Origin of the sequence: Pseudomonas fluorescens (genome assembly GCF_040448305.1) — a bacterium.
Taxonomy (GTDB): domain Bacteria; phylum Pseudomonadota; class Gammaproteobacteria; order Pseudomonadales; family Pseudomonadaceae; genus Aquipseudomonas; species Aquipseudomonas fluorescens_BH.
The window spans coordinates 517,628-541,804 of record NZ_CP148752.1 but is presented as its reverse complement, the minus strand read 5'-3'; the positions used below and the strand labels follow the sequence as shown (position 1 = coordinate 541,804).

Genomic DNA, 24,177 nt, shown 5'->3' with positions numbered 1-24,177 from the left:
GGTCTCGTCGTCAGTGTTCGGTGAAAAAAGAATTCATGGGGCTATCGCTCACAATGCGGTGAAATCGATTGCCTGATACAAATCGGCGCCGATGCCGGCAAAACTCAACATGGCCGGCAGTTGCGTGGCAAAACCCTGGAAACTGTGGTCGCCGCCGGCCTGGATACGCAAGGCGCATGCCCGGTAATACTGCTGGGCGAGGCGATAGTCCAGCGTTTCGTCAGCTGTCTGCAACCATACCTGATAACGCTGCGGATCCTGGGGCGCCGGTACTTCCAGTTCGGCCAGGGCCGTCACGTGGTCATGGGTCATTTCCCAGGTCTCTTCGGTATACAGGTTTTTCTGAGTCCCCAGAAAGCCGTCGAACATCCGGTGCGGGCTGACGGCAGGGTTGATCAACAGGGCTTTCAAGCCAAGGCGCTCGGCCAAGTGAGTGGCATAGTAGCCGCCGAGCGAGCTGCCGACCAGCAGTGGCCGCCCCAGCTCGGCAATCGCCTGCTCCAGCTGCTCGATAGCCTGGCGCGGGTGATGATGCAATGCCGGAACGCGCAAGTGTTCGCTCAGACCCAGACGGTCCATCACCTCGATCAACTGACAGGCCTTCTTCGATAACGGCGAGCTGTTGAAGCCGTGGATATAAAGGATCGAACCGGACATTTGAGCTCCCTGTGCGTCGGCTAAAGAGGCGGAGTTTACAGGGTGCCGGGGGAATCGGGGATATCAACAAAATTCAAGTTGCCTGTCCGGACGCCATCGCGAGCAGGCTCGCTCCCACAGGGGATGTGTGAACTACGCAGGTCCAGTGTGGGAGCGAGCCTGCTCGCGATGGGCGCGACCCGGTTTACCTGAAAAGTGAACAGTCAGTAGCCGTTGGAACCGTAATCCACAGTGAAATCGAACCCGATCACCCGCTCCACCCCGGTTTCCAGCCGCCCGTCGGGCAGCAGTCGCAACCAGCGATAGCCCGGTGCCTGTTCCCCGACCTTGAAATCCTCGCTGCCGGGCTCGAACTGGATGCAGGTCGAGGGCGAGGCAATCAACCGCACGCCATTGCGCATCTGGTCGATTTCCTGGTGCACATGCCCCCACAACACCGCGCGCACCTGTTCGAAACGGTCCAGCACGGCGAACAGCGCCTCGGGATTGCGCAAGCCAATCGGTTCCATCCATGCACAACCGATGGACACCGGGTGATGGTGGAAGCACACCAGATGATGGCGTTCCGGCGCTTCGCTCAACGCGCGGGCGAGCAACTGCAACTGTTCATCTTCCAAATAACCTGGCACCGAGCCCGGCACCGCCGAATCGAGCAGTGTGACCCGCCAGTTGCCGATATCCACCACCGGTTCGAGCAAAGCGCTCTGCACCGCCGCCTCGGCCATGATCCGCGGCTCATCGTGATTGCCGGGAATCCAGCGCGCCGGCGCATCGAGCTGGCGTGTCATGTCGCGAAACTGCTGGTAGGACTCCAGCGTCCCGTCCTGGGACAGATCACCTGTGGCCAGGATCAAGTCAATCCGCGGCTGTTGCGCGCGCACCAGCTCGATGACCTTTTGCAGGCTGTCGCGGGTATTCATGCCCAGCAACGCGCCGTCCGCTTCGGCAAACAGGTGGCTGTCGGAGAGTTGCACCAGCAACGCCGGATCGGCGGTGGTCAATGTGGATACGCTCGGCAAGGCGTTCTCCCAGGGCGTGATCACGGGGATGGGTAAGTGCCGCAATTATGCTAGGGGACGATCGAAAGAGGAAATCTGTGAACCTGACGCAGTTCACAACTGCGCTTCACAACTAACGTACTACTTCGTACTCATGCCCCAGCGCCAGGCAATGGCTCAGCCATTCGCCCAGAAACATGTTCAGCTGGGCCTTTTCGTCCGGCTGGTGCATCGAGGCATTCGGGTAAGGATAGATGCCGCGAAAGCGTCGTGCATGTTCGGCGCTGACCACTTCGGCCATGCGTGCGTCGTGATAGACCTGCACTTCCAGTTGCGGCACCGGCAGCCAGGGCAGGCTGTGTTCCTGACGCACTTGCAGGGTCGTGGTGTAAGGACAGGTCAGCAGCACTTCCAGCGCCAGCACGCCGAGCATCTGGTCGCCATGGGTCACGGCGATGCGCCGCGCGGCGGGTTCGCTGCGCATGTCCGGCAGCAGTCGCATCAGGCGCGCGTAGTTCGCCTCGCAGGATGCTTGCAGCCCCACCAGGTCCACCCGATAGCGATCGCGCAGCTTGTTTACGACCATAACCCCCTCACTTCAACGCGGTTCAAAGCCAGCCATTGCAAGGCAATGATGCTCGCCGCGTTGGCAATACGCCCGTCGCGCACGGCTTGCAGGGCATCTTCGAAAGCCCAGACCGTGACGCGAATATCTTCTGCCTCTTCCTCCAGCCCATGCAGGCCGCCAACCCCGGTAGTGTCGCAACGCCCCAGGTACAGATGCACGAACTCGTTGCTGCCGCCCGGCGATGGAAAGTATTTGGTCATCGGCCAGAGCGCCCCGATTACCAGCCCAGCTTCCTCCTGCGCCTCGCGGTGAGCAACTGCTTCCGGCACTTCATCCTTGTCGATCAGACCAGCGACCAGTTCGATCAGCCACGGATTGTCGGTCTTGTCCATGGCGCCGACGCGAAACTGCTCGATCAGCACCACTTCATCGCGTTGTGGATCGTAAGGCAGCATGCATACCGCGTCATGGCGAACGAACACTTCACGATTGATCTCGCGGCTCATGCCCCCGGCGAACAATTCGTGGCGCAAGTGCACGCGTTCGAGTTTGTAGAAGCCCTCGTAGCACTTTTCGCGCCGCACGATATCAACGGCGGTCGGAATGGCGTTGGCAAAATCCGTCATGACTATCCTCTTTTACTGCAAATCCTGTTCGAGGCTGCTTTTTTTCCTGGGCCTCGACTTCGCGCCATCCTAACGCGCCCGTGATGTTTGATGCAGCCCCTTTCCCGTCAGCGGGATGGACGGTGAGGGCGAAACCCACTCTAATTAGCTTAGTGGCGAACTGACTGCCCCGTTGATAGTCGAAGCGGGTAACTTTTTGCCTTCCCTTGTTTCAGAAAGGACGCTCATGTCGCTTTTCAAAATTGCTTCCGTGGCCGCTATCGCCCTGACCCTGGGCGCTTGCGCGAGCCTGTTCCAGCCCAATTACCGGGCGCCGCTGGAAACCACCCGCGACGCCTCCGAGCAACTCAAGCCCGGTTGCAGCAACCCGGATTGCCCTCTGGTCAACATCGACACCCTGCACTTCCCGGACGAGCCGGCACTGGACGGCATCATCGAAAAGCGCCTACTGCAGATGACCCGCACCTCGCCCGACGCGCCGGTTGCCCCGACCCTGGCGGCCTATCGCGAAGAGTTTTTGCGCACCGCCGGCCCGCGCTTCAGCAGCTATCTGCAGGCAAAGGTACGTGAGCAGCATGACGGCTTGGTGATCGTCGAATTGTCCAGCTATCTGGACACCGGCGGTGCCCATGGCACCCCAGGTCGGGGTTTCATCAACTATTCACGCCAGCAGCATAAAGTGCTGACGCTGTCGGACATGCTGGTGCCAGGGCAGGAAGACGCGTTCTGGAAAGCCGCGCAGGTGGCACACAACAGCTGGTTGATCAGCACCAAGCTCGATCAGGAACCGGAGTTCGTGAAGAGCTGGCCGTTCCAGAAAACCCAGAACGTGGCGCTGACCTACGGCGGGGTGATCCTCAAGTACGAAACCAGCACCATCGCGCCTTACGCGCTGGGCCATGTCGAACTGAAGATCCCCTACCCTCGCCTGAACGGCATCATCAAGCCCGAACTGTTTCCCGGCCGTAACTGAAGGCCCGGCCCAGCACTAGCTGGAGCAACCCTGCCACTACCAGTGCTGGCAGGGTGGCGCCGACATCCGGATACAGGTTGGCCAACAAGTGATAGGTGCTGACCCCGCCCAGCCAGGCGAGCAGCGCCGGCCAGCGCAATGCGGCCGAGGCCACCTGGGCGCTACGCTTGCGCAGGATGAAGTGATCCACCAGTACCACGCCGAACAACGGCGCAAACACCGAACCGATCAGCAGCAGGAAGTTCTGGTACTGGGCCAACGGCGCCAGCAAGGCAATCAGCGTGCAGATGACGCCGATGGCCAGGGCCAGGTGCTCGACTTTGGCGCGCAACAGAATCCCGCTGGACACCGCTGCCGAGTGAATATCGGCAAAGGCGTTTTCCGATTCATCCAGAAGAATCAGCAGCAGCGGAATCCCCAGGCCGGCGCCGGCCAGCGCCAGCAGCAAGGCATTGACTTCACCGCTCGGCGCGAACGCCAGGGTGTAGGCCACGCCCAGGCTCATCAGCCAGAAATTACCGATAAAGAAACCGATGGCGGTGCCACCGAAGACGTTTTTCGCCCGCTTGCCGAAGCGCGAGTAGTCAGCGATCAGCGGCAACCACGACAGCGGCATGGCAATGGCGATGTCGAAACCCACGGCGAACGGCATCGAACCGTCACCGGCCTGGGCCCACAACGCGGCCAGGTCAGCCTTGGCGAACAGGTTCCAGGTCAGCCAGATGCACGCGGCCAGCAGCAGCCAGATACCCCATTTGCGCAGGATCTTCCGCACGAACGTTAATGGACCGCTAACGGCCAACAAGGTCGCCAGTGCGCCGAAAAACAGCGTCCACAGCACGGGATTGGACAGCAGGCTGCCTTCGCTGAAGGCCTTCGCGCCCAGCAGGCTGGCGGCATCGCGCATGACGATGATTTCAAACGAACCCCAGCCGATCAGTTGCAGCAGGTTCAGCACCGCCGGCAGGCTCGCGCCTCTGGCACCGAGGCTGAGCTTGAGCGCGGCCATCGACGATAGGCCAGTGTCACTGCCAATCACGCCGACCGCCGCCAGCAGCAGAACGCCAACCAGCGTGCCGAGAAAAATCGCCAGCAACGAACCGGACAGGCCCAGGCCTGGCGCGAGCAATGCACCGGTCTGCAACACCATCAGGCCGATGCCGAGGGAAAACCACAGGGAAAACAGATCGCGGCCGCCGAAGACACGTTTGTCGCTCGGCACCGCGATATCGGGGGAATAAGTGCTGGGTTGAATGCTCAAGGGTGTTATCTCAGAGGGACATTTTTTGTTGTGTTGATCGCTATCGCCAGCAGGCTGGCTCCCACAGGGGACTTGTGAACACCACAAATCCAGTGTGGGAGCCAGCCTGCTGGCGATGGGGCCCTTTCAGGCCCCACCTTTTCAGGTCAGATCAAACCTTCTTGTACAGCTGACTGCCTTCCTGTTTGAACCGCTCGGCCTGGTCCGCCAATCCCTGGGCGACTTCGGCGTCGACGGTTTCGATGCGCTGGTTGGCCGCGTATTCACGAACTTCCTGAGTGATCTTCATCGAGCAGAATTTCGGCCCGCACATCGAGCAGAAGTGCGCGACCTTGGCCGAATCCTTCGGCAGGGTTTCATCGTGATACGAACGCGCGGTGTCCGGATCGAGGCCCAGGTTGAACTGGTCTTCCCAGCGGAATTCGAAACGCGCCTTGCTCAAGGCATTGTCGCGGATCTGTGCGCCCGGGTGCCCCTTCGCCAGATCGGCGGCGTGCGCGGCGATCTTGTAGGTGATGATCCCGGTCTTCACGTCATCCTTGTTCGGCAGGCCCAGGTGTTCCTTCGGCGTCACGTAGCAGAGCATGGCGCAGCCGAACCAGCCGATCATCGCCGCACCGATACCGGAGGTGATGTGGTCGTAGCCCGGCGCGATGTCGGTGGTCAGCGGGCCGAGGGTGTAGAACGGCGCCTCGTCGCAGCACTCCAGCTGCTTGTCCATGTTCTCTTTGATCAACTGCATCGGCACGTGGCCCGGGCCTTCGATCATGCACTGCACGTCGTGTTTCCAGGCGATCTTGGTCAGCTCGCCGAGGGTCTCCAGTTCGCCGAACTGCGCTTCGTCGTTGGCGTCGGCAATCGACCCCGGACGCAGGCCATCGCCCAGCGAGAAGCTGACGTCGTAGGCCTTCATGATTTCGCAGATGTCTTCGAAATGGGTGTAGAGGAAGTTCTCTTTGTGGTGCGCCAGGCACCACTTGGCCATGATCGAACCGCCGCGGGAGACGATGCCGGTCACGCGCTTGGCGGTCATCGGCACGTAGCGCAACAGCACACCGGCGTGGATGGTGAAGTAGTCGACGCCCTGCTCGGCCTGCTCGATCAGCGTGTCGCGGAACAGCTCCCAGGTCAGGTCTTCGGCCGCGCCGCCGACTTTTTCCAGGGCCTGGTAGATCGGCACCGTACCGATCGGCACCGGCGAGTTACGGATGATCCACTCGCGGGTTTCGTGGATGTGCTTGCCGGTGGACAGGTCCATGACCGTGTCCGAACCCCAGCGAATGCCCCAGGTCAGTTTCGCCACTTCTTCTTCGATGGACGAACCCAAAGCGCTGTTGCCGATGTTGCCGTTGATCTTCACCAGGAAGTTACGGCCGATGATCATCGGTTCCAGTTCGGTGTGGTTGATGTTGGCCGGAATGATCGCGCGGCCACGGGCGATTTCGTCACGGACGAATTCAGGGGTGATGATTTTCGGCACGCTGGCGCCGAAGCTGTGGCCGGCGTGTTGCTGGTCCAGCAGGCCGGCGGCGCGGGCCACTTCCAGCTTCATGTTTTCGCGGATGGCGACGTATTCCATCTCGGCGGTGATGATGCCTTGGCGCGCGTAGTGCATCTGGCTGACGTTGGCACCCGGCTTGGCGCGGCGCGGGTTGTTGACGTGGGCAAAGCGCAGCTTGGTCAGCTCCGGATCGGCAAGGCGCTCCTGGCCGAAATTCGAGCTCAGGCCGCTCAGGCGCTCGGTGTCGCCACGGGATTCGATCCACGGCGAACGCACGTCGGCCAGGCCTTTGCGCACATCGATGATGACATTGGGGTCGGTGTACGGGCCCGAGGTGTCATACACCACTACCGGTGCGTTGACCTCGCCGCCGAAGTCGGTCGGCGTTACGTCCAGGCTGATTTCGCGCATCGGCACGAGGATGTCCGGGCGAGTGCCCTGAACATAGATTTTTTGCGAGCGGGTAAACGGTTGAACCGATTGCTGATCGACCTTGGCCGAGTCACTCAGGTTGGTGGCGTTTTTTGCTTTTGTAGTCATCACGGGTTCTCCAGACACACATCCAGGCAGTGGATTTTTGTCGGAGCGAACCTGTAAACGAATGGACGCACGGGCGCTGGGAAAACCAGCTGTGCTGTGCTCAGTGCTCGAGGGGTGTTCGATTGTCGAACAACATCCCGGACGAAGCACAAGAGGACTCGCCGGGTGACGAGAAATCTTGTTCCCTACGCAGGCGCTAACCTGATCAGGTTCAACGGGATCCGAAATTATTCGATCTCAGCCTCATAGCAAGGCACCCCGACAAGAACCCGGCCAGTCTAGACACAACTGGCAAAGAACGCCAACCCCACTGCAAAGACCATGATGAATGGCGTTATTACACGCAGTATCAGGATTGTTGCCGCCCCAATGCACAACTACACTCGCTACGCTGAGCCGGCATTGACGCTGTCAAAGCGGGGCCTTAGCCTTGGCGCTCAAATTACCTCTGTAATATCAATTCTAGGGATCGTCTATGCTGCGCAAACTCTCACTGGCCCTTGCCGTGTCTTGTGCGTCCAACGGAATGGCCTGGGCAGCAGATGTGCCCTTATCGGCCAAGACGGACCTGGTCAGCGTTTATCAGGAAGCCGTCAACAACAACGCCGACCTGGCGGCTGCCATCGCCCAATACGGCGCGCAAAAAGAAGTCGTACCCCAGGCCCGTGCCGGGCTGCTGCCGAACCTCTCGGGCGGCGCCAATATTTCCGAGGTGCGTACGTCGCTCGATCAACCTTCGGGCACGACCAACCGCGATGCTCATTCGTACCAGGCCACCCTGGCGCAACCTTTGTTCCGCGCCGATCGCTGGTTCCAGTTCCAGGCCGCCAAGGAAGTCAACGAACAGGCCGCCCTGCAACTCTCGGCGACCGAGCAAAACCTGATCCTGCAAACCGCTGACAGCTATTTCAACGTGCTGCGCACCCAGGACAACCTGGCCTCGACCAAGGCCGAAGAAGCGGCGTTCAAACGCCAGCTCGATCAATCCAACGAGCGCTTCGATGTCGGCCTCTCGGACAAGACCGACGTATTGAACTCACAAGCCAGCTACGACACCGCACGCGCCAACCGCATCGTTGCGCAACGCCAGGTGGACGACGCCTTTGAAGCATTGATCACCCTGACCAACCGCCAGTACAACTCGATCTGGGGCATCAGCCATAACTTGCCGATCCTGCCGCCAGTACCGAACGACGCCAAGGCCTGGGTCGAAACCGCGGGCAGGCAGAACCTCAATCTGTTGGCCAGCAACTATGCCGTCAGCGCCGCCGAGCAAACCCTCAAGCAGCGCAGGTCCGGGCACTTGCCAACGGTAGACGCGGTCGCCAAGTACGAGAAGGGCGACAACGACGCACTGGGCTTCAGCAACCCGAATAACCTGCCGCAGGCGTACGGTGGCAACGTCGACCAAACGACCTTGGGCCTGCAACTGAACATCCCGATCTACAGCGGTGGCCTGATCAACTCCCAGGTGCGTCAGTCCTATGCACAGCTGGACCAGACCGAGCAGCAACGCGAATCCCTGCGCCGGCAGATCGTGGAAAACACCCGCGACCTGCACCGCGCGGTGAACACCGATGTCGAGCAGGTACAGGCGCGCAAGCAATCGATCATCTCCAACCAGAGCGCGGTGGAAGCGACTGAAATCGGCTATCAGGTGGGTACGCGAAACATCGTCGACGTGCTGGACGCGCAGCGCTCGCTATACACCTCGGTGCGCGACTACAACAACACCCGCTACGACTACATCCTCGACAACCTGCGCTTGAAGCAACAGGCCGGCACGTTGAATCCGGGGGATCTGCAAGTGCTGGCACGCTGGCTCAACCCGAACTACAACCCGGACAAGGATTTCCTGCCACCGGATCTGGCCAAGGCGGCAGAGGAGCAGTTGAAAGCGCGACCTGATCAGTAAAAGCAAAAGCTTCGCGAGCAGGCTCGCTCCCACAGTGATTCGAGTGTGGGAGCGAGCCTGCTCGCGAATGAATACAACTCGGTCTTAACGGTCGATCAACCGCCCCAACCCGTCCAGCAAGCGCTGCAATGCACCCTGATTGGCGCGCATCACGTTCAACCCGGCCTCTGCCATGCGCTGCGCATCTCGCGGCAGTTCGAACAGCCGCTGCACCGCCACCGCCAGCCCTTCAGCATCCTCCACCTCCTGCAACGCCCCGGCACTGCGCAACTGCGCGGCGATTTCGAGGAAGTTGAAAAGATGCGGACCGCTCAACACCGGTTTGGCGAGAGCCGCCGGCTCCAGCAGGTTATGCCCGCCATTCGGCACCAGGCTGCCGCCGACGAATGCACTGTCAGCCAGGGCGTAGAGAAACAGCAACTCGCCCATGGTGTCGCCCAGCAGCACTGAAGTATTCGCGCTGACCGCATCGCCACTGGAACGCCGGACCGTGGCAAACCCTTGTTGCTGGCACAGCCCGTACACCGAATTGAAACGTTCCGGATGACGCGGTACCAGAATCAGCAAGGCATCGGGATGACTGACCAACAACTGGCGATGGGCCGCCAGCACCACCTCGTCTTCGCCGTCATGGGTACTGGCCGCGATCCACACCGGTCGTTCCAGCGCCTGCCATTGCCCGCGCAGCTCAACGGCGCGCTCCAGCAGTTGCGGGTCGATGGTCAGGTCGAACTTGATCGAACCGGTCACTTCGACGGTTTCCGTCCGCGCGCCCAAGTCGCGCAAGCGCTGGGCCTCGGCTTCGGTCTGCACCGCAAACAGGCTCATCTCAGCCAGCATTGGCTGGGTCAGCTTGGGGAACCGGCCGTATCCCCTGGCCGAACGCTCGGACAGTCGCGCATTGGCCAACGCCACGGGGATCCTGCGTTTGGCGCATTGATGGATATGGTTGGGCCACAGCTCGGTTTCCATGATCACCGCCAGTTTCGGCTGGACCCGATCAAGGAAGCGCCGGGCAGCGCAAGGCAAGTCATAGGGCAGATAACAGTGCTGGATGCGTGGCTCATTGGCGAACAGTGCATGGATGCGTTCCGAACCGGTCGGGGTCATGCAGGTCACAGTGATCGGCAGATCCGGATAACGCGCCAGCAAGGCTCGAATCATCGGTGCGGCCGCAATGCTTTCGCCCACCGACACGGCGTGCACCCAGATGCCGTCCGGTTTCATCGCTGGCATCCCGCAGGAAAAGCGCTCACCGATGCGCTTGGCATACGCCGGCGCCTTGCGCGCGCGCAACCAAAGCCGAATCGCTACCAATGGCAGCCCCAGATAAAACAGCGCGGTGTAGAGAGTTCTATTCATGGCGGCGGAGTTTATCGGCTTTTTTCACCAATCGCCTGCAAGTGCACGGCAAAACGTTCGGCGAGCCAGCGCGCGGCCGGACCGAGCGGTTCATCCCGGCGCCATACCAGCTCCACCACCAGGGCCGGCGGGGTCCATTCGCTGACCAGTTCGACCATCTGGTTCTGATAGGTCGGGTACTGCACCACGTGGCGTGGCAACCAGGCCCAGCCGAGGCCACGCACCAGCCATTCGGCCATCACATAGAAGCTGTCGGCGCGCCACACCTGCGGGCTGGCGGGATCACTGCCGGGATAAATGCTCGACTCCGTGGACATCAGCAGCTGCCGATGTTGCGCCAGTTGTTGGCCATCCACTGCGCCTTTGCGCGCCAACGGATGATCCTTGCCGCACACCGTGACCATTTCCACGCTGCCCAGTACCCGCCGCTCAAGTGCCTCGGGAATCTGATCGTGAAAGAACAGCAGCCCCAGATCGGCACGCCGCTCCACCAGCTTGCGCGCGACATCGCCTTGGGCGGCGCTGGTCAGTTGCACTTCAAGGCTGGGGAATTTTTCCGCCAGGGCCTCGAAGCTTTCGATGATCGGCTGATAAGGCATCGCTTCATCCTGCGCCACACGCAGTCGCGCTTCTTGCCCGCGCATCATCGCCAGCGCGCGGCCGTTGAGTCGTTCGCACTGGCGCAACACCTCTCGCGCTTCGTCCAGCAAAGCCGTGCCGGCTTCAGTGAGTTTCGGCTGACGGCCGCTGCTGCGGTCGAACAGGCTGACGCCCAGGTCTTCTTCCAGTAGCGCTATCGAACTGCTGACCGCCGACTGCGCCTTGCGCTGACCGCGCGCCACGGCAGAAAACGAACGCTGCTCCGCTACGCTGACAAACAACCGCAACTGTTCCAGATTCCATTGCATGCTCATGGCTCAACCCATCTCCCAAACAGATAGGTAATGACTTTACCGCATCTGGCGAATCTCTAGAATGCCGACCTCAGAGAGCAACACTTCACACGAGGATTGACCCATGACCGCCTACTACTACCTGGCCATTGCCATCTGCGCCGAAGTGATTGCCACTGTTTCGATGAAAGCGGTCAAAGGCCTCAGCACCCCACTGCCACTGGTGCTGGTCATCGTCGGTTACGGCATTGCCTTCTGGATGCTGACCCTGGTGGTGCGCAGCGTTCCGGTGGGCGTGGCGTACGCCGTGTGGGCCGGCATGGGGATCGTGATGGTCAGCGTCGCGGCACTGTTTATCTATGGGCAGAAGCTGGACGTGCCGGCGATGCTGGGGATGGCGTTGATTGTGCTGGGTGTTGTGGTCATCCAGCTCTTCTCCAAAACTGCGGGGCATTAAGTCCGAAGCACATTTCACTGTGGGAGCGAGCCTGCTCGCGAAGGCGGTGTATCAGTCGACACTGATATCGACTGACACGCCCTCATCGCGAGCAGGCTCGCTCCCACAGGTTTTGTGTTCACCTCTTGATCCAGTAAATCCCCTCCACTTCGAGTCTGTATACTGCGCCCTCGTCTTGAACACAGAGGTCGCCGAATGCCATCCGTTATTTCCACCGACGTTCTGATTGTCGGCGCTGGTGTCGCCGGCCTCTGGCTGAATGCGCGCCTGCGGCGCCAGGGTTTTTCGACCGTGCTGGTGGAAAGTGCCAGCCTCGGCGGCGGGCAGAGTGTGAAGTCCCAGGGCATCATCCACGGCGGCGCCAAATACGCGCTGCATGGCGCCCTGACCGGGGCCTCGGAAGCCATCGCCGACATGCCGCGCCGCTGGCGTGAAGCTCTGGCCGGTAACGGCGAGCTGGACCTGTCCGGCGTGCGCCTGCTGTCCGAAGCCCATTACCTCTGGTCCCCCGGCACCCTCGCCGGCAACCTCACCAGTTTCTTTGCCAGCAAAGCCGTGCGTGGTCGCGTCGATCAGGTCAAGGGCGAGCAATTGCCGCCGGCCCTGCAAGACAAGCGCTTCAAGGGCAAGGTCTATCGCCTGGCGGAACTGGTGGTCGACGTGCCGAGCCTGATCCAGCGCCTGGCCGATCTGGCCGGAGATGGCTTGCTCGCTGGGCAGAAGATCGAGCCCCTGCTCGAAGGCGGCGTGCTGATCGGCCTGAAGGTGGACGAACGCGAGATCCGTGCCCAGCGCATCGTCCTGAGCGCCGGCGTCGGAACCGCGGCATTGCTTGAAACGCTGGGGCTGAGCCAGCCCGCCATGCAGCGCCGCCCGTTGCACATGATCATCGCCAAGGGACCAAGCCTCAAACCGCTGTACGCCCACTGCCTGGGTGGTGGCACCAAACCGCGTATCACTGTGACCACGCACCCGGCGGCAGATGGTCAATGGGTCTGGTACCTGGGCGGCGATATCGCGGAATCCGAAGGCGTGACCCGTGAGCCCGTCGAGCAGATCGCCACCGCACAGAAAGAACTCGGCCAATTGCTGCCATGGATCGACCTGAGTACGGTGCAATGGGCGACCTTGCGCGTGGATCGCGCCGAACCGCTGCAATCAGGCCTGACCCGTCCCGACAACGCCTTTGTGGCCGAGGAAGGCCGACTGCTGGTGGGCTGGCCGACCAAGCTCGCCCTGGCGCCGGACTTCGCCGACCGCGTGATCGCCAGCCTGACCCGCGACGGTATCCAGCCAAGCCACCCGGCAGCACTGCCTGAACTGCCGAAGCCGCCGATGGGCGTACCTGCCTGGGAGCAACTGCTGCCATGAGCCAACCGACCCTGCACGACTTGCATCGCCCGCTGGGCAGCACTGGCCTGCTGGTTTCCCCCCTGGGCCTGGGCACCGTGAAACTGGGCCGCGACCAAGGGGTGAAGTACCCCAACGGCTTCCAGATTCCCGATGACGATGAAGCGCGCATGCTGCTCAAACTCGCCCGCGACCTGGGCATCAACCTGATCGACACCGCACCGGCCTATGGTCGCAGCGAAGAACGCCTCGGCCCGTTGCTGCGCGGTCAGCGTCAGGATTGGGTGATTGTCAGCAAGGTCGGCGAAGAGTTTGCCGACGGCCAGTCTCGTCACGATTTCAGCGCCGCACACACACGTATGTCGGTGGAACGCAGCCTGCAACGCCTGGAAACGGACTTCATCGACCTGGTGCTGGTGCACTCCGATGGTAACGACCTGGCAATCCTCAATGACTGCGAAGTCTACGACACCCTCGCCGAACTCAAGGCCGAAGGCAAGATTCGCGGTTTCGGGTTTTCCGGCAAAACCGTCGACGGTGGCTTGAAGGCGCTGGAGCAAGGCGACTGCGCGATGGTCACCTACAATCTCAACGAACAAAACGAGAAGGCCGTCATTGACTATGCTGCTGCACACGGCAAAGCCATTCTGGTCAAAAAAGCCCTCGCCAGTGGTCATGTCTGCCTGAGTCCGGGCGTGGATCCGGTGCGCGCCAGTTTCGAGTTGTTGTTTGAACATCCGGGTGTTGCCAGTGCTATTGTCGGGACCATCAATCCGCTGCACCTCGCCCACAATGTCGCGACCGTTGCCCAGGTCCTACGTAGCCACTGACGCCGCCCACGCGGCCTTAAGCAGGAGCCGACATGTCGCGTACGCTCATCAGAAAGAACCCGAGCAACTTCAAGACCCTGCCGTTATTCGTCGAAGCGACCCCCGAAGGCCTGGCTTATCAGAGCGTCGGCAGGCCGCTGAATTTCTCCCAGACCCTGCAACGTCGTCGACCGGTGACGGTCGGCAACAGCGAACGGTTTGCCCTGGAGCTGGCCAACCTCGGGGTTTCGGTGCGCCTGACCCTGCATTGGCAGAATCGCGACTATTGGGTGCTGGTACGCCAACGCCGGCAGGACCGTGGCGATGTGGTGCTCAAGCTGATCTCCGGGTACGTGCCGGCCCATGAACTGAACCTACCCTTGCACACGGCGATCCAAGAGATAGCCGAAGAATGCCTGCTGGAAACCCCGGAAGGCTGGCTCGGTGGGCGGTTCAACGACACCTGGCTGCCAGCGCCCTACTCGGCCGCCCTGCATTACCGTGAAGCCCTGCCGTTTCGCCTGTCGCCACTGTCCGGCTCGGCGCGGCCGGTACGTTGCGCCAACCTGATGCTGATAGAGCGTCCGCGGGCTTACGTGCATTTGCCAACGGCGTCGCTGCAACTGATTTACGACTTGCGCCTGGACGTTCCCAAGGAAGCCAAATCCCTGAGCCTGTTCCATGTCGATGAAAGACTCGAAGGCGATCAACTCGTCGCCCGCCTCGACCGCAAGCGACCCGATCTGTACTTGATGCCCTTGCAGGACGGCCATCCGATGGCTGAGCTGTACACCTTGAAAAAGGATCAGCTATACCCCGCCAGCACACGCGGACTGTACCTGGCCGAGAGTTTTGCCCGACAGGAAGGCTGGCTGGTTCGTGATGAACGAATTCGCTGGAAGGACTGGGTGAGACAGCAGGGTCTGACCCCGCCGGTGAAGGATTCAGGGTTGGCGCGGTTGCGCGGGAAGGCCAAATTGCTGCTGAAGAAAATCGTGCCGCGTAAAAAGGTAAGCTCTTAAACGCAAAAAATCGCAGCCTGCGTACTCCATGTAGGAGCTGCCGCAGGCTGCGATCTTTTGATTTTACGATCCCCAGGCTACCGGAAAAGATCGCAGGCTACGCCAGCTCCTACGACTTGCGGATCTTCTCGACAATCGCGGTGGTGGAGCTGTTCTCCACCAGCCCCAGCACTTTCACGGTACCGCCATAGGCCGTCACGATGTCCGCGCCGACCACCTGGTCGATCCCGTAGTCGCCGCCCTTGACCAGCACGTCCGGCTTGACCGCGCTCAGCAGGTTTTCCGGAGTGCCTTCCGAGAAACTGATGACCCAGTCCACCGCACCCAGACCGGCCAGTACAGCCATGCGCCGGTCGACACTATTGATCGGACGGCCCGGCCCTTTCAGGCGGCTGACCGAGGCATCGTCGTTGATTGCGACGATCAGGCGATCGCCCTGGGCCCGCGCCTGTTCCAGATAGGTCACGTGACCGGCGTGCAGGATGTCGAAGCAACCGTTGGTGAACACGATCCGCTCGTTGTGCGCGCGGGCATCATCGACCGCCAGCAACAGCTGCTCAAGGCCCAGCACACCGCGCTCGGAACCCTCCTCGCGCTGAATCGCACGACGCAGTTCCGGTGCACTGATGGCCGCCGTACCGAGCTTCCCGACCACGATGCCCGCCGCCAGGTTGGCCAGGGCCACCGCGTGTGGCAGTTCTTCGCCAGCGGCAATCGCGGCCGCCAGGGTGGAAATCACCGTATCGCCGGCACCGGTCACGTCGAACACTTCACGGGCACGGGCCGGCAAGTGCAGCGCCGGATGATCCGGGCGCAGCAAGGTCATGCCGTGCTCGCCACGGGTCACCAGCAAGGCACCGAGGTCCAGGTCGTGCATCAGCTGCGCACCCTTGCTCACCAACTCGTGCTCATCGGCGCAACCACCGACGATGGTTTCGAATTCGTTGAGGTTTGGCGTGATCAGGCTCGCACCGCGGTAGATCGAGAAATCCTTGCCCTTGGGATCGGCCAGCACCGGAATGCCACGGGCACGGGCGGCCTGGATCAGCGCCTGATGGTTTTTCAGCGCGCCTTTGCCGTAGTCGGACAGCACCAGCACCTTGATGCCTTCGAGCAACTCATCGACCTGCGCGGTCAGCGCCAACGCGTCGGTGGCGAAGGGTTCTTCGAAGTCGATGCGCAGCAATTGCTGGTGACGGCTCATGACCCGCAGCTTGACGATGGTCGGCTGGTGCGCAATGCGCTGGAAGATGGCCCGCACGCCGGCGCCCTTGAGGCTGTTGACCAGGCTGTTGGCGGCTTCATCGTCGCCGGTGACACCGACCAGCGAGGCCGGAGCCCCCAGGGCGGCAATGTTCAAGGCAACGTTGGCAGCACCGCCCGGGCGGTCTTCGATGTGATCGACCTTGACTACCGGCACCGGTGCCTCAGGAGAAATCCGTGAGGTACCACCATGCCAGTAACGGTCGAGCATGACATCGCCGACTACCAAGACAGGGGCTTGATCGAATCGCGGCATGGACAACTTCATGGTGCAACCCACATACAGAATGAACAGGGGCGCGATATTAACACAGGGTTGGTGTCAGCTTGTGCGGTGGCTGCAACCGGATGATTCGCCGGGGTTTATTGCTCATTTTTTGAGCAGCAGATCCGCCAGACGACGACACGCATCGCTCATTTCCATCGCTTGCATATCGATGCGAAAGGGCGAGCCAGGCTCGCCCTTTCGGGGTCAGGCGATGTCTTCGGCCGGGGCGTCGAGGCCCATCGCGTTGAGGCGCGAGTAGTAGCCGTTTTGCGCCAGCAGTTGTTCATGGGTGCCGCGCTCGACGATTTTCCCCTGATCCATGACCAGGATCAGGTCGGCCTTTTCGATGGTCGACAGGCGGTGAGCGATCACCAGCGTGGTACGACCTTTCATGACCTGATCCAGGGCTGCCTGGATATGCCGCTCGGACTCGGTATCGAGTGCCGAAGTCGCCTCATCGAGAATCAGCAGCGGAGCATTCTTCAACAGTGCCCGGGCAATCGCCAGGCGCTGGCGCTGGCCACCGGACAGCAGCACGCCGTTTTCCCCAACCTGGGTGTCCAGGCCTTCGGGCAATTGGGCAATGAAGTCCATCGCGTAGGCATCTTTGGCCGCCTTTTCAATGTCTTCGCGGGGTGCGCCGGCCAAGTCGCCGTAAGCGATGTTGTTGGCCACGGTGTCGCTGAACAGGGTCACGTGCTGGGTCACCTGGGCGATGTGTTTGCGCAGGTTCAACAGCTTGTACTGTTCCACTTCGACGCCATCGATGAGGATTTCGCCCTTGTCGTGGTGATAGAAACGCGGAATCAGGTTGGCCAGGGTCGACTTGCCGCTGCCCGAACGTCCCACCAGCGCCACCATTTGCCCGGGCTCGACCGAGAAACTGATGTCATTGAGCACCTGACGCTCGGTGTCAGGGTAGGTAAAGCTGAGGTTGCGCACGTCCAGGCGACCGCTGACGACATCACGCTCGACGGTGCCGGTATCGACTTCAGGCTGGACATCCAGTTGTTCGAAGATACTTTCAGCGCCGGCCACACCTTTCTGGATGGTCGAGCTGACTTCGGACAGCTGGCGAATCGGCTTGGGCAGCAGACCGGCCAGGGTGATGTAGGCCACCATGTCGCCGGCGGACGCGTCGCCCCGCAGGAACAGCACCAGGAACATCAGCACAGCCATGGCGGTGTAGATCACCAGTTGCAGCAGCGGCGTGTAGATGGCGCCGGTGCGGGTCATGCGCAATTGCTTGTCGGTGTTGCCCTGGCTGGCATCGAAGAAACGTTTCTCTTCGTATTTTTCACCGCCGAAGCTGCGCACCACGCGATAGCCCTGGATCGTTTCGGACGCCACATGCGTCACGTCCCCCATGGCCAGCTGGATTTTCTTGCTCTGCTTGCGGAATTTCTTGCTGGCCGTGCGCACCATGAGGGCGATCAGCGGCAGGATGGCGACCATGACCAGCGTCAGACGCCAGTTCATGTACAACAGCGAGGCAAACAGGAAGATCACCGTCATGCCTTCACGGATTACGACCTTGATCGCATCTGTTGCCGCCCCCGTGACCATGGTCACGTTGAAGGTGATACGTGAAATCAGGTGCCCCGAGTTATGCTTGTCGAAATACCGGTTTGGCAGCACCAGCAGGTTGTTGAACAACTGGACCCGCAAGTCATGGACCAGACCCAGGGAAACCTTGGCCAGGAAGTAGTTGCCCAGGTACGACCCCAACCCCTGCCACGCGGCGATGAGGATGATCAACAATGGCACCGCTTGCAGCAGTTGCAGATCCCGCAGGTAGGGCACGGTTGGAAACAGCACCGCTTCAGGGTTGGATAGACCGTCGACGAAGTACTTGAGGATGTAGCCCAGCATTGGCTGCGTCGAAGCGAAAATCAGAAAACCGACGATGCTGATCAGGAACAGGCTGATGTACGGCCGGACATAGCCGAGCAGGCGGAAGTAGATTTTCAAGCTCGATGGGCTTGCGCAGAGACTGGAGTCGGTCATATCACGCGAATGTCGATGAAAAGGACGCTGACTTTACCACAGCTTCCCCAGGGTTCTGGCAATCGCATACAGTCTGTGTATTGTGGCGCGTCAAATAGCCACCAGATGTCCCTGCCTTGTTATGGTCGCTCAATTCAGGAATAAGTTACTCAGCATGCAATTAAACGCTTTGAACAGCACGTCCAATAGAATCTTCGATTTCATTTGTCTGTGGATCCTTCCGCTCGGTTATTTATTGCTGCTTTGCGCGCTGTTTTTCCTGCCGGGGCGCAGTGTGCTTCACAAGCTTTACTATGGTCTGTTCAGCATACCGGCACTGATTGCACTGTGCCTGCGACCGCAGCTCAGCAAAGAACTGCTGCACGAACCGATCGTCATCGCAGCTCTGTTGTTTGTGGCGTGGGCACTGCTCAGCCTGTGCTGGGGGCCGGGCGACGACATCGAACCTGGTCATTTCAAACCGTCATTGCATACCCTGATGCTGTTCGTTGGCTGCTACCTGCTGGTGCGCTATCGCAGCGAAATCATCCAGCCCCTGCTGTTCTGCGCCGCGACGGTGGCGCTGGTCGTCTCTACCTACAACCTGTACAGGTTCGACCAGTTCTACCAACCGGAAATGCGTCTGATCGGTGTGGGCGCTTTCGACAATCCACTGCTCAGTTCCCACCTATTCGGCTTCTTCTGTACCTACTGGCTGAGCCTGAGCATGACCTGCAGGCGACGCCAGATACTTTGGTTGAGCATACCGGCGATGGCGATCATGTTCGCCACAGTGCTGGCCACCGGTTCCAGGACCCCACTGGTTGCACTGACGCTGGCTGCGCTATGGCTGTGTTTCATCTGCTGGAATCGACGCTCGGTCTTCATGCTTGGCACCATGTTCATCGCCGGTACGGCGACTTTCGCGTTGTTTGCGGACAAGATCATCGAAAGAGGCAGTTCCTTCCGCATCGAGCTCTGGCAATTGACCCTGGGCAGGATCGCTGAGCACCCATGGATCGGGCACGGCTACAACGCCAGACTGACCCTGGACCCCGGTGCCGGCTACAGCCTTCAGGAACCCCATAGCTTTGCCCTGGGCGTGCTCTACTACGTTGGCATTATCGGTCTGCTGCCATGGCTGTTCTTCCTCGCGTGGAGCTTCATCAGTAGCTGGCGCCATCGCGTGCAACCGCTGTTTGTCATTGCCTCAGCCTGGCTGGCCTTCGGTATCGGCGCAGGCCTGACGGAAGGTGGCGGGATCATCTCTCGCCCCAAGGAGCACTGGTTCCTGCTGTGGATCCCCTTGGCGCTGATTGCCGCATTGAGCATCAATCAACGGGCCCGGCGCCTGCTGGACACGCCGATCAAAACCGCGACACCTAGCGCCCTGCAACAGCTGACTGCCGATGCCCGGATCATCGAAGAGGATGGTCTGGGCCCCAAAGTCCTGCGCCTGAGCGATGGCAGCTTTCTCAAGCTGTTCCGCCGCCGCCGCTGGTATACCTCGGGAAGTTTCACGCCCTATTCCGATCGCTTTGCCATCAACAGCGTGCAACTGCGCAACATGGGCATCCCGACACCGCACATCCTCGACCTCTACCGGTTCGAAGACGGCAGCACCGCTGTGCACTACTCTCCGTTGCCGGGCAACACGCTGCGCCAGATCCTGCAAGGCATCACCGCCCCGGCGGTGCGCCAGGCACTGGTGGAGCGCTTCGGCAAATTCATGGCTCAACTGCATCAGCAAGGGGTCTACTTCCGCTCCCTGCACCTGGGCAATGTGCTGGTGCTGGAGGACGGCGAGTTCGGCCTGATCGATCTGGCCGACCTGCGAACTTACCCTTCATCATTGAGCCCTTCCCTGCGTCGGCGTAATCTGCGCCACATGCAGCGCTACGCAGAAGATCGGCGCTGGCTGTTCGAGGATCACTTCGAAGCGCTGCTGCAAGGATACGCCGCGGCGGCTTCGAAAGCCGACGTGGATAATTTGCACAGGCACGTGCTGGCCGGGAGTCCTCCAGCCCAGGCTCACTGATGATAGAAACCAACCCGCTTATCGCGATGACGGCCTACCGGCTCGCCATCGCGATCGCTGCGCAGCATGCCGAGACTCACTCGGCAGTTGGAGCATTCCGGTGAAAGCCGCTTTGCGGGCATCGACGGCTTACGCGAGTATCTGGCTTTCGGCGTGTTCGTGTACTACTCGATCATTACCTGGATCTTTCTGCAAACCGGCGTTGGCTCAGTCTTTCTCCAGCCGTGAGAAATACATCCGGCCCAACCCACGCCAGGTTTTCTTGTTCCAGGCCTTGAACGGAATCTGCGCCAGCAACTCCCGCGCCAGCTTGCGATCACGGTTGGCGGTCTTGAGGAACATGGAATTGAGAAACTTGTAGCGCACCTCGTCATACAGCGGGTGATCGCTGAAGAGCGCGTAGGTGCGCAGGATGCTGTCGATCATGAAGCGGTGGTTCTTGTAGGAGTTGGTGGCGTGCTTGCGATAACGCGCCATCAACACGCCCAGACCGTCGATGAAGTAACCGGCATGGGTCACCTTCAGCTCGATCAGCAAGTCTTCCAGGCGAATGGTCGGGTCGAAACCGCCCACCTTCTCCAGTGCTTCGCGACGGATCATCAGGGTGGGAGCCGGAGGATAGGGCTTGCGCTCCAGGAACATGTCATCGAAGTCCAGGCGACGGAACGGCACATCCCGGCGCTGGCGCTTCTCCGGGTAGAGGTTGCCGTCGGCATCGATCAGCTCGATGTTACCCGCGCAAATGCCGACCTCGGGCTTGCCGTCCATATGCGCGACCTGGGTGGCGATTCGCTCCGGCAGCATGATGTCATCCGAACCGAATGGCACGATCAGGCTGCCCTTGGCCCGGGCAATCGCACCGTTGAGGGTGTTAGTCAGCCCCTGGTTTTCCTGGACCCGGAAGTCGAAACCATGGATGGCCTGCAACGCCTTGATCCGCTCGACGCTGTCATCTTTCGAGCCATCGTCGACCACCAGCAACTCAATATTCTGGTAGGTCTGGTTGAGGACGCTGAGAATGCTTTCCTCGATGTAAGCGGCGTGGTTGTACGACGCGATAATGACCGTGACGATGGGTTGCGCGTCGTTCATGGCTGTTCCTTGCGGGCCTGTTCCAGGCCGGAGTCGATCAGATTGAGGTATTCGCGACGGAACTCCTCGATGTCATGGTGTTGCTGCAAATAACGGAAGGACTGCTCGCCCTTGGCCTTGAGCTCGTCATCCGACAACCCGAGGTAAGTGTCCAGCGCCGCCTGCAGCGTCGGCACATCCTTCGGCGTAATCGCCAGGCCGCCGGCCCCCTCGATGAGCGGCAACATGGCCGGCACGTTCGAGGCGATCACCGGCAAATGCCCGCTCATGCCTTCGAGCAGCGCCAGCCCGAGACCTTCGGCCAAAGAAGGCATGGTCCAGATATCGAAAGCGCGAATGTACTGCAGGGCAATTTCCTTGAACCCCAGCAAATGGGCGCGACCGCTGAGGCCGAGGCGGTCGATTTCCGCCGCCAGACGCGACTCCTCGCGGCCGGCACCGATGATCGCCAGCTGGGTATTGGGGTATTTGTCCTTGAGTGCGGCGAAGGCCTGCAGCAAATAGATATGACCCTTGACCGGCACCAGTCGCCCCAACGCACCGATCAGCCGCACCGATGGATCGATGCCCAACAGTTCACGGGCCTTTTCACGACTGTGTTGCAGACCTTCGGCTTGCTCGATGTCGATGGCATTGGTGATGGCGTAGGTGTTCTGGTCGGTGAAGCCGCAGTCACAGTCCAGCAGATACTGTTTCACCGCTGGCGACACACCAACGAAGCGCCAGTGACGATCGATCAGGCGCTGGGTCTGGCGGCGCCGGTAAAAACGGTCGTACTCGCCAAAGCCGTGGGAAATACCGATGCACAACGGCACTTTCAACCAGCGGTTGAGCGCCAGCATCATGTTCACCGGCTTGAAGCGGTTGCAGATCACCACATCGAATTTTTCCCGACGGCAGAACTTGTACAGCTGCCACATGGCCCGCAGGCGCATGCCCTTGAGGGACTTGTCGGAAAATTCGAAGTACACCGAACGGTCGGCTCGGCTCACCGCTTCGCCCGGCCCGGGTTTGCCGCGCAAAAACGCAGCGGTCACTTCATAGCGATCACTGGGCAGGGCCTTGACGATTTGCTCCGCGAGGTCGGCGAAATCATGGGCTTTGACGTTGTAGTCAGGCTGCAGTTGCAGGACCTTTGACCGCTGACTCATAACTCTCCCCGCTGAGAAACGTTGCCTGGTGTGTGCTTGAGGGACCACAAAAGCTCGTGGCGCCGGACTGCCTTGCGAAAGAATTCGTTCTCGCCATAGGTGGGCGGCAACCGGCCGGCCAACACGCGTTGTATCAACCGACGCAAGCGACGCTTGAACGGCATCGCCGGCTGCAGGTCGTGCATCATGCCCAACGCCATGGCCTTGTCTCGCTGTTGCTCCAGCGGCAAGGGCAGGCAATAAGGCTGCATCGGTTGGGCCGGATCGAAGGCAGGCGGCAAGGCGATGCCATCACCGGTATCGCCCATCGGCCAGCGGTCGTTGTCGTGCAGGTGGTTGGCATAGCCCAATAGCGTGGTCGGCTGCCAGTCCAGGCCTTGCAAGGCTTCGAGGACTGCTGCCTGGGCGCAGATATGATCGGGATGCGGATCCAGGGTCGGATGCGGCAGGACGATAACTTCGGGTCGGGCCAGCAGCAGCAACTCACGCAGATCCGCCAGCAGGTTGTTCCAGGTCGGCGCGCCATCGGCATCACCGGGCAGCGCGAAAGGATTCAACTGACGGAACAACCGGGTGTCGCTCAGGTCAGCTTCCCGCGATCCCGCCGCCACCGCAGGCGCGGCCTGCATGCTCGCCAGTTGCAGGCAGAAATAACCCAGCTGTACGCAACGGGCCTCGGGGACACCGGCCCAACGTGGCACCGCGATGCTGTCCCAGGTACGCAGACGGCCTTTCAAGCGGGCTGCATCGACCTTGTTCAGGCCCATCTGCCGATAGTGTTCGGCTTCGATTTCGCCCGCTGTCAGCGTGACGATCCAGGTTTCGTCGGCCTGGCTGTACAAACCGTAGGCCGCCAGCTCGGCGTCATCGGCGTGGGGTGCGATAACCATCACCCGCTGACGCCGGTAATCCGGATGTTCCAGCGCCCACAGCACAGGCTCACCGAACACCCGACAGAAACGCCCGCGCAAGCGCAGGTCACCACGGGACAGCGCCTGAGCCTGACCACTGAGATTGAGGTAACGCAGGCCGTTTACGCCCCGTTCGAAGGTTTGTCGGTCCGGGTTTTCGCCCCCTGCCAACTCGACCACCGGATCGAAAAAACGACCCAGCCAGGTGCTTTTTACCCGCAGGGCCAGCACCAGCGTCGCGTCGTCGACCAGCATCACGCCCTCGTCCAGCCGCAACTGTTCACCGTTCAGGTGCACCTTGGGCTGGGGCGTGTAGGGGGGAAAGCTGTACTGGTAATCGTCTTTCGGTGAGTAGAACAGATGGTCGGCAAACCAGGCTTCATGGGCAATCCAGCCCAGAACCGCCAGCACCAGCGGCAACCACCAGGCCACCAGCACACCGATGACGATCAACAGCACCAACGCAATCAGCAGGCCGATACGTTTATTGCGCCGATGGCGCTTGAGCAGTTGCTGTTTGCGGCTCATGGCTTGGC

The 24,177-nt window shown here is 60.9% G+C and carries 20 protein-coding genes, 1 pseudogene and 1 riboswitch; of the genes and pseudogenes, 8 read left to right on the top strand and 13 right to left on the bottom strand.

All coding sequences use genetic code 11. From position 1 onward, the window contains the following. Window positions 1–48: 48 nt before the first annotated feature. The 4 genes from WHX55_RS02390 to WHX55_RS02375 all read right to left on the bottom strand — a co-directional run bounded on the left by WHX55_RS02390 (window position 49) and on the right by WHX55_RS02375 (window position 2,849). Window positions 49–657 carry a YqiA/YcfP family alpha/beta fold hydrolase gene (locus WHX55_RS02390; protein ID WP_150727903.1) on the bottom strand — a complete coding sequence of 203 codons (609 nt, stop codon included), beginning with the start codon at window positions 655–657 and terminating at the stop codon, window positions 49–51. A 203-nt stretch (window positions 658–860) separates the two neighbouring features. Beyond that, the gene (gene cpdA / locus WHX55_RS02385) at window positions 861–1,676 is read right to left on the bottom strand and encodes a 3',5'-cyclic-AMP phosphodiesterase (protein WP_150727904.1); all 816 of its coding nucleotides are present in this window, start codon (window positions 1,674–1,676) and stop codon (window positions 861–863) included. 112 nt (window positions 1,677–1,788) lie between these two features. Then, a complete protein-coding gene (locus WHX55_RS02380; RefSeq protein WP_007977461.1) occupies window positions 1,789–2,241 on the bottom strand; it encodes a DUF1249 domain-containing protein in 453 nt (150 codons plus the stop codon). After that, entirely contained in the window at window positions 2,232–2,849 is a 618-nt protein-coding gene (locus tag WHX55_RS02375; RefSeq protein WP_150727905.1) for an NUDIX domain-containing protein, read from the bottom strand. The genes WHX55_RS02380 and WHX55_RS02375 overlap by 10 nt, the downstream gene beginning before the upstream one ends. A gap of 226 nt (window positions 2,850–3,075) precedes the next feature. On the opposite strand from WHX55_RS02375, the gene WHX55_RS02370 reads away from it, so the two are divergent. Continuing rightward, window positions 3,076–3,822 carry an RsiV family protein gene (locus WHX55_RS02370; protein WP_150727906.1) on the top strand — a complete coding sequence of 249 codons (747 nt, stop codon included), beginning with the start codon at window positions 3,076–3,078 and terminating at the stop codon, window positions 3,820–3,822. Here the strand turns inward: WHX55_RS02370 and cytX are convergent. Next, on the bottom strand, window positions 3,791–5,083 hold the full coding sequence (gene cytX / locus WHX55_RS02365; RefSeq protein ID WP_353741974.1) for a putative hydroxymethylpyrimidine transporter CytX: 1,293 nt from the start codon (window positions 5,081–5,083) through the stop codon (window positions 3,791–3,793). The two genes, WHX55_RS02370 and cytX, sit on opposite strands and share 32 nt — an antisense overlap. A 151-nt stretch (window positions 5,084–5,234) precedes the next feature. Further along, a complete protein-coding gene (gene thiC / locus WHX55_RS02360) occupies window positions 5,235–7,124 on the bottom strand; it encodes a phosphomethylpyrimidine synthase ThiC (RefSeq protein ID WP_150754796.1) in 1,890 nt (629 codons plus the stop codon). Between the two features lie 165 nt (window positions 7,125–7,289). Next, a riboswitch (TPP riboswitch) is annotated at window positions 7,290–7,395 on the bottom strand. Window positions 7,396–7,599: 204 nt separating this feature from the next. On the opposite strand from thiC, the gene WHX55_RS02355 reads away from it, so the two are divergent. Next, on the top strand, window positions 7,600–9,039 hold the full coding sequence (locus tag WHX55_RS02355; protein ID WP_150727909.1) for a TolC family outer membrane protein: 1,440 nt from the start codon (window positions 7,600–7,602) through the stop codon (window positions 9,037–9,039). Between the two features lie 84 nt (window positions 9,040–9,123). Here the strand turns inward: WHX55_RS02355 and waaA are convergent, their stop codons facing one another. Together waaA and WHX55_RS02345 are read right to left on the bottom strand one after the other, a co-directional pair. Continuing rightward, a complete protein-coding gene (gene waaA, locus WHX55_RS02350; protein WP_150754795.1) occupies window positions 9,124–10,401 on the bottom strand; it encodes a lipid IV(A) 3-deoxy-D-manno-octulosonic acid transferase in 1,278 nt (425 codons plus the stop codon). Window positions 10,402–10,412: 11 nt separating this feature from the next. Beyond that, window positions 10,413–11,315 carry a LysR family transcriptional regulator gene (locus tag WHX55_RS02345; protein WP_191624861.1) on the bottom strand — a complete coding sequence of 301 codons (903 nt, stop codon included), beginning with the start codon at window positions 11,313–11,315 and terminating at the stop codon, window positions 10,413–10,415. Between the two features lie 103 nt (window positions 11,316–11,418). Between WHX55_RS02345 and WHX55_RS02340 the strand changes: the two genes are divergently transcribed. From WHX55_RS02340 to WHX55_RS02325, 4 genes are all read left to right on the top strand, one after another. After that, on the top strand, window positions 11,419–11,751 hold the full coding sequence (locus tag WHX55_RS02340; protein ID WP_126048879.1) for a multidrug efflux SMR transporter: 333 nt from the start codon (window positions 11,419–11,421) through the stop codon (window positions 11,749–11,751). Window positions 11,752–11,946: 195 nt separating this feature from the next. Next, window positions 11,947–13,122, top strand: a complete 1,176-nt coding sequence (locus WHX55_RS02335; protein ID WP_353741973.1) for an FAD-dependent oxidoreductase — start codon at window positions 11,947–11,949, stop codon at window positions 13,120–13,122. Continuing rightward, window positions 13,119–13,931, top strand: coding sequence for an aldo/keto reductase (locus WHX55_RS02330; protein ID WP_353741972.1), 813 nt, complete (start codon window positions 13,119–13,121; stop codon window positions 13,929–13,931). Before WHX55_RS02335 ends, WHX55_RS02330 begins: the two co-directional genes overlap by 4 nt. 32 nt (window positions 13,932–13,963) lie before the next feature. Then, entirely contained in the window at window positions 13,964–14,932 is a 969-nt protein-coding gene (locus WHX55_RS02325; RefSeq protein WP_353741971.1) for a metal ABC transporter ATPase, read from the top strand. Window positions 14,933–15,041: 109 nt separating this feature from the next. Here the strand turns inward: WHX55_RS02325 and hldE are convergent, their stop codons facing one another. Both hldE and msbA read right to left on the bottom strand, forming a co-directional pair. Next, window positions 15,042–16,463, bottom strand: coding sequence for a bifunctional D-glycero-beta-D-manno-heptose-7-phosphate kinase/D-glycero-beta-D-manno-heptose 1-phosphate adenylyltransferase HldE (hldE, locus tag WHX55_RS02320; RefSeq protein WP_150727916.1), 1,422 nt, complete (start codon window positions 16,461–16,463; stop codon window positions 15,042–15,044). A gap of 204 nt (window positions 16,464–16,667) precedes the next feature. Then, window positions 16,668–18,470 carry a lipid A export permease/ATP-binding protein MsbA gene (gene msbA, locus WHX55_RS02315; RefSeq protein ID WP_150754792.1) on the bottom strand — a complete coding sequence of 601 codons (1,803 nt, stop codon included), beginning with the start codon at window positions 18,468–18,470 and terminating at the stop codon, window positions 16,668–16,670. Between the two features lie 154 nt (window positions 18,471–18,624). Between msbA and WHX55_RS02310 the strand changes: the two genes are divergently transcribed. Both WHX55_RS02310 and WHX55_RS02305 read left to right on the top strand, forming a co-directional pair. Beyond that, window positions 18,625–20,487, top strand: a complete 1,863-nt coding sequence (locus WHX55_RS02310; RefSeq protein WP_353741970.1) for an O-antigen ligase family protein — start codon at window positions 18,625–18,627, stop codon at window positions 20,485–20,487. After that, window positions 20,487–20,691, top strand: a pseudogene (locus tag WHX55_RS02305) (acyltransferase); the annotation flags it as partial. The gene WHX55_RS02310 and the pseudogene WHX55_RS02305, both read left to right, overlap by 1 nt. Before the next feature lie 3 nt (window positions 20,692–20,694). On the opposite strand, the gene WHX55_RS02300 reads toward WHX55_RS02305, so the two are convergent. The 3 genes from WHX55_RS02300 to WHX55_RS02290 are packed head-to-tail and all read right to left on the bottom strand — an operon-like array spanning window position 20,695 to window position 24,169. After that, complete coding sequence (locus tag WHX55_RS02300) at window positions 20,695–21,579, bottom strand: glycosyltransferase (protein WP_223447547.1); 885 nt, start codon at window positions 21,577–21,579, stop codon at window positions 20,695–20,697. Beyond that, window positions 21,576–22,730, bottom strand: a complete 1,155-nt coding sequence (locus WHX55_RS02295; protein ID WP_353741969.1) for a glycosyltransferase family 4 protein — start codon at window positions 22,728–22,730, stop codon at window positions 21,576–21,578. Before WHX55_RS02295 ends, WHX55_RS02300 begins: the two co-directional genes overlap by 4 nt. Continuing rightward, on the bottom strand, window positions 22,727–24,169 hold the full coding sequence (locus WHX55_RS02290) for a PIG-L family deacetylase (RefSeq protein WP_353741968.1): 1,443 nt from the start codon (window positions 24,167–24,169) through the stop codon (window positions 22,727–22,729). Before WHX55_RS02290 ends, WHX55_RS02295 begins: the two co-directional genes overlap by 4 nt. Between the last annotated feature and the right edge of the window lie 8 nt (window positions 24,170–24,177).